A 5,612-nucleotide genomic window follows, 5' to 3' on the forward strand; every position below is an offset into this window, starting at 1 on the left:
CCGAATTTTCTCTGTCAGTTTTTATTTACTATCTTTCGGCTTGCACACGCTACAAAGCATATGCAAAACCGTTGCCACCAATACGAAAAACACGATAATGAGAATAATATTTTCTATAATTTTAATACTTTTTACATCTGGAAAAACAGTTGATTTTGACCTTGGAGCACCTGAAATTCAAGCTGTGTGTAAAGTCACATTAAACGACGGAAAAATAATAGAAGGATTTATCACGTTTGGAGCTAGAGGATATGAATATAAATATCGAACTCACGGATTTTGCTTCGAACACGATAACGGAACAAAACAATTAATTCTTTATGACTTTAAATTCAACCTTTCAAATCTTGACAGTTATGCATCTCATCGAAATGGAACTTCAAAACTATGTTATGTTGAGAATATAAGCTTAAGATATCTTCAACAACCGAAAACTGAATTTGATGAAAAGGAAAACACATTGACAATTACCAAAACAGACGTTGAGAAATATAGACTTTTGGAACAAATGCCTATTTACACGAAACTTCCTTTAGACTTATTTGTTGGATATATTTCAGATGAGCAAAACGGTAAAACAAGTATTGAAGTTAATCAGATAAAGTCGATTGAATTATTAAAAAAACCAAGTAAGGCATCACTTGATATCATTGAAAACGCTCGAAAGAAACAAAGTGAAAGCGAAAAAGAAGAAGAATGGGTTGACTATCAGCCACCTGTTTGGTATCACGAAATAATTACCAATCAAGAAAGAATTGATTATTTGTCGAAATTCTTTTAAACTGAAAAAGTACTGGTGGCAACAACATATATAATTTATTGCTAGTTCTAGCCTACTTACGAAAATCCTCGCGGATTTTCTATTCAGTTTTTATTTACTAAATTCAGTGCTTAAAACACGCAACAAATCATATATAAATCCGTTGCCAGTAATTTAACAAAAATCGAACTTTAGAAAAAGAGTGGAATAAATAAATTAAGAAAATTGAATTTCGAAAACTACACAATCCGATTATTATCAATGAAAGATTTGAATAATTATTTTCATCTTATCAACGATAACCGAAAACGTCTAAAAGAAATTTTTACTGGAACTGTACTCGAAACGAAAACAATTGAATCGACCAAAGTTTTTATGAACAAAATTTTGGAACGAACAAAAAACGAAACATATTTTTCATACGTAATTGTAGACAATTCTGATAAAAAGTTCATTGGTTTTATAGATTTAAAACATATAGATAATAATTTAGGAAAAGCCGAATTAGGATTTTATATGGATGAAAAATATGCAGGAAAAGGAATTATGACCAAAGCACTTAACTGCTTCTGCGAATACTGTTTTGACGAATTTCAGTTCAGAAAACTGTATTTAAGAACACATCCCGAAAATATAGCGACAAGAAAATTGTCTGAAAAATGCGGATTTAAAATTGAGGGAATTATTAGGAATGATTATATGACGACTTCAGGCGAAATTATTGATTTAATATATTATGGGAAATTGAGAAATGAATAAAAAACTACTGGCAACAAAGTATAAAATTAATGCTTGGGTCTGTGCTTAATCCAGCGATTAGTCCTGTTTTGTTACATCTGATTTTCCTGCGGAAAATCCTCGCACCCAAAACCGCACTAATCTTATACATAAACGTTACCTGCAAGCGAATCCAACCGCATAGTCAAGCACATTTCATTTTGTTCGTGCCTCACAAAATAAAAAGAGCTTGCCTTTTCCCAACACTTAATCCGAACAAAAATCAGAATTAAATAGGAATTTAAAAAAATGTCCGTAAATTTGTCCGTGTACGTAAAAACGTCCGTGAATAATTATGGCAACAATTAATTTTTATTTAGACAAACCAGACAAAAAAGGGTTTGCACCAATTCATCTACGAATAAACTGTAACGGAAGTCAAGTTAAGGTTTCTACGGGACAGAAAATAGAACCGAAAAATTTCAACAAATCCAAACAGAAAGCTATTGGATTAAGTGTAGAATCTCACGAAATCAACCATTATTTGGATTTTCTAAGGGAACGAGCGGATGAACTTCTACACCATTCTAACAAAAAAACCTTTGTTCAGGATGAAGTCAAAAACGTATTGAACGAACACATCGAAAACTATAAAGCGAATAGCAATGTAAATATTGTAAAAGAACAGGTCGCTCTTTATGGAAAACCCTTCACTTTTGTAGACTTATTTGCTGGAGCAGGTGGTTTTAGTGAGGGTTTTTTGCAAGCTGAATACAACAACAAATTCTTTGATTTCATAGTTGCCAACGACATTAATGAAAATTGCGAATTAACTCACGTTGTTCGTTACAACCACCAATTAGGCTTAGACGCAGAATTTCTTAAACAAGATATTACAGAACCAGACTTTTTAGACAATTTGTTAGAAAAAATAGATGGTCGAAAAATAGACGTTGTTTGTGGTGGTCCACCTTGTCAAAGTTTTAGCCTTGCAGGAAAAAGAAAGAAATTCGACAAAAAAGACGACTTATTTTCTCATTATTTAGAAGTCATTAAGGTTTTACAGCCGAAATACTTCATAATGGAAAATGTAAAAGGCATTTTAACAAAAGAAAGCGGTAAGATAAAAGAACTTATAATAAAAGAGATAAACTCTATTGTTGACATCAAAGAGATTCCTTCACTTACATCATTTATAAAAAAGGTGCGAGATGAATCAAATTCTTTTCTATTTGACAGCATTATAAAGCGTGTTGAACTTGAAAAGTTACTCGAAAAAGATAAAGAAAGCGGAAAAGCTGATTTTATCAATTTTGTAGAAAATAGATTTAGAAGACTAACACCAAAAATTGCAGATTACAAAACCAGTAAAACGGACGAGAATATAAATACTATTCGTCACGGTTTTAACCTTTTAGCGCGAGCGAAAGAATGGGAAAAACTGAAACGTGATATTATAAAAGAAAAAGACTTTTGCAATATTGATAGTGATAATTTTGTAAATGCTTTTACTGATTTCCTAACAGAAATCAGTTCAGAAAATGTTATATCAAAAATTGAAAATGCTTTCAAAATTTTAAAAGTTCCAAATACTTATAAAAAAGATTGTGATGATATCATTACTGCTTTAAAAATCTATACAACTTCTTTTGATGAGTCAATAGAGATATTAAAATCGCATTGCAATAAATCACAGAAAAAGGAATTAGAAACTATTCTTGAAAGTATTAGACTTTACAAAATAGAAAAACCTTTTGTTGCTAACGCCTCAAATTATGGTGTTCCACAAAATAGAGAAAGAGTGCTTTTCATTGGTTGTCGCAAAGACCAAAAGTATATTTCTGAAATTCCTGCAACAGTTTCTGAAGAAGAAAAAGTAACCATTTTCGAAGCCTTGTATGACTTAGATTTTATAGGTAATAATCAAGAAGCTCACCGTTACGAATTGGTTGACATTCCAGCTCAATACAATGGAACTTCCAAAAAAATGGCTAAACTTTTAAAGAAGCGTAGAATTGATGGAAAGCCAATTTCAAAAGGTGGAAAATCATTTGCTGAGTGGTCAAAAAAAGGTCGATTGATTGAACGTTTCAAACCACAAACTAAGCCGTTTTATGTTAGAAATAGAGAAGCACTTGAAAATGGAGAAAAGTATTTTGACATACTAAACAATCACAAAACAAGTAACCAGAACGAAACTGTTATTGAAAGACTTGATGTCATTTTAAAAAATGGAAACTACAGAAAAGCACAACCTGAACTTGAAAAGTTAAATCTTTCTACAAATAAGAGAAATTACAATGTTTTAAAACCAGACGAACAAAGCTCTACCATAATGACTATTGCAGACGATTATATTCACTATAATTCACCAAGGTCTTTAACTGTTAGAGAAATGGCACGTTTACAATCCTTTGACGACTCTTTTGTATTCCAAGGCAAACGCTCAACAGGTGGAAATAATAGAAAGACAGAAGTGCCACAATACACTTTAGTGGGTAATGCTGTTCCACCATTATTAGCAAGAGCAGTAGCAAGTGAAATTTTAAAACATATCAAGTGAGAAAACTTACAACCGCAGAACAAGAAAAAATAAAATTACTGACCAAAAACCAAGTTTCTCTTACTTTAATTGAACCAACCGAAACAGGATTAAAAAAATCTATAATGGATGCGACTGGTTCTGTTCGTAGCTATTTAAAAAGTGAGAATATACACGACTACGAATTACAAAGTCAAGGAACGGAGAGTAAAGTAATGATTCCAGCAATTATTCATACTGGTTTTAAGACTATAGAATCGAAAGCATCTTTATATCGTCCTTCAACCAAAAAGGGCGACCCAAGGATTTGGTTTTATAGTCTGACAAAGGTTGCTGACCCAAACGATATTATTGGAATAACTTACTTTGATAGCCGATTTCAAGTTTTCAACTTAACAAAATTAGATATCAGAGAATTGATTAATTCTTCAATTCTGAATCCATTTCAAGAGTTAATTAATGCAATTAACACAACTGAGAACGAAGTCGCTTTTGAGCTTTTGGCTATGTTAAGAAAAATAGCAAATGCTGGCCCAATTCCTTCAATGGTTGACGCTGACACTTCGGTTGGAAGAACACTTGAAACAGCACTCGGAATTGACATTAATTCCTCTAAACAACCAGATTACAAAGGAATTGAGCTTAAATCATTTAGAAACAACAGAACAAATCGAAAAAATCTATTTGCACAAGTTCCAGATTGGAAATTGAGTAAATTTAAAAGTTCGGCAGAAATTCTTGATAACTTCGGCTATGAACGAGAAGAAGATTTTAAGCTGTATTGCACAGTTTCGGCAATTACAAGAAACTCGCAAGGCTTGAATTTAAGAATCGATAGTGACATTAAACAACTGATTGAAAACTCTGATAAACCAGAGGTTGGCGATTTTGTGGTTTGGACGTTAGACAAACTTCATAATCGACTAAAGTCAAAACATAAAGAAACCTTTTGGGTAGAAGCCGAAAGTACCAGAATAAATAACCGAGAGCATTTTCAATATAAGTTGGTAGAACATACTAAAAAGCCAATCACTTCTCAATTTGATTTGTTAATTGAGCAAGGAATTATAACACTTGACCATTTAATAAAGCGAAACTCAAAAGGAAAGGTTGTCGAAAAAGGTCCGTTATTTAAAATAAAACCAAAAGGAATTGAATTACTGTTCCCGCCAAGTGAAAGTTATAATTTAATGATATAGTGGAATTGCCAACGCTGAAAGCCATACACATTTCCAGTCGCGCCATCCACGCTATACCAAAACTGTAAAAGAGTATGTCTTTGCCAACGCTAGCAAGTTTGTGGAAAAACGCCAGCCAGGTAACAATGTGTATAAAACATAGCTAGTAAAGGCTTTACCAAAGGTTTTTACTTTTTATTAAGTCCGCCAAATTTTTAATTTGGTTATATTTAAAAAAAAATAAACATAAAAATTAAAAATTCGGCTCTGTGTTAATCCGAAAATTTAGTGTCTTTTTACACGCTACGTTTCATACACTAGACCGTTGGGTTTAATAATGACCCGTCCTGAATAAAGGCTACATAATTTAACACAATTATGTATAAAAATGACAAAGTAATTAGACGTTACAGCG

General features: G+C 32.3%; 4 protein-coding genes. All 4 read left to right on the top strand.

What is annotated here, in order from left to right:
• Positions 1-97: 97 nt before the first annotated feature.
• The 4 genes from Q0739_RS14505 to Q0739_RS14520 all read left to right on the top strand — a co-directional run bounded on the left by Q0739_RS14505 (position 98) and on the right by Q0739_RS14520 (position 5,218).
• The gene (locus tag Q0739_RS14505; RefSeq protein WP_298239458.1) at positions 98-781 is read left to right on the top strand and encodes a hypothetical protein; all 684 of its coding nucleotides are present in this window, start codon (positions 98-100) and stop codon (positions 779-781) included.
• 204 nt (positions 782-985) lie between these two features.
• Entirely contained in the window at positions 986-1,519 is a 534-nt protein-coding gene (locus Q0739_RS14510; protein ID WP_298239459.1) for a GNAT family protein, read from the top strand.
• Between the two features lie 313 nt (positions 1,520-1,832).
• Positions 1,833-4,040, top strand: a complete 2,208-nt coding sequence (locus tag Q0739_RS14515; protein WP_298239460.1) for a DNA cytosine methyltransferase — start codon at positions 1,833-1,835, stop codon at positions 4,038-4,040.
• Entirely contained in the window at positions 4,037-5,218 is a 1,182-nt protein-coding gene (locus tag Q0739_RS14520) for an MvaI/BcnI restriction endonuclease family protein (protein ID WP_298239461.1), read from the top strand. Before Q0739_RS14515 ends, Q0739_RS14520 begins: the two co-directional genes overlap by 4 nt.
• The last annotated feature ends 394 nt before the right edge of the window (positions 5,219-5,612 follow it).

This window comes from uncultured Algibacter sp., assembly GCF_947487605.1.
GTDB lineage: Bacteria > Bacteroidota > Bacteroidia > Flavobacteriales > Flavobacteriaceae > Algibacter_D.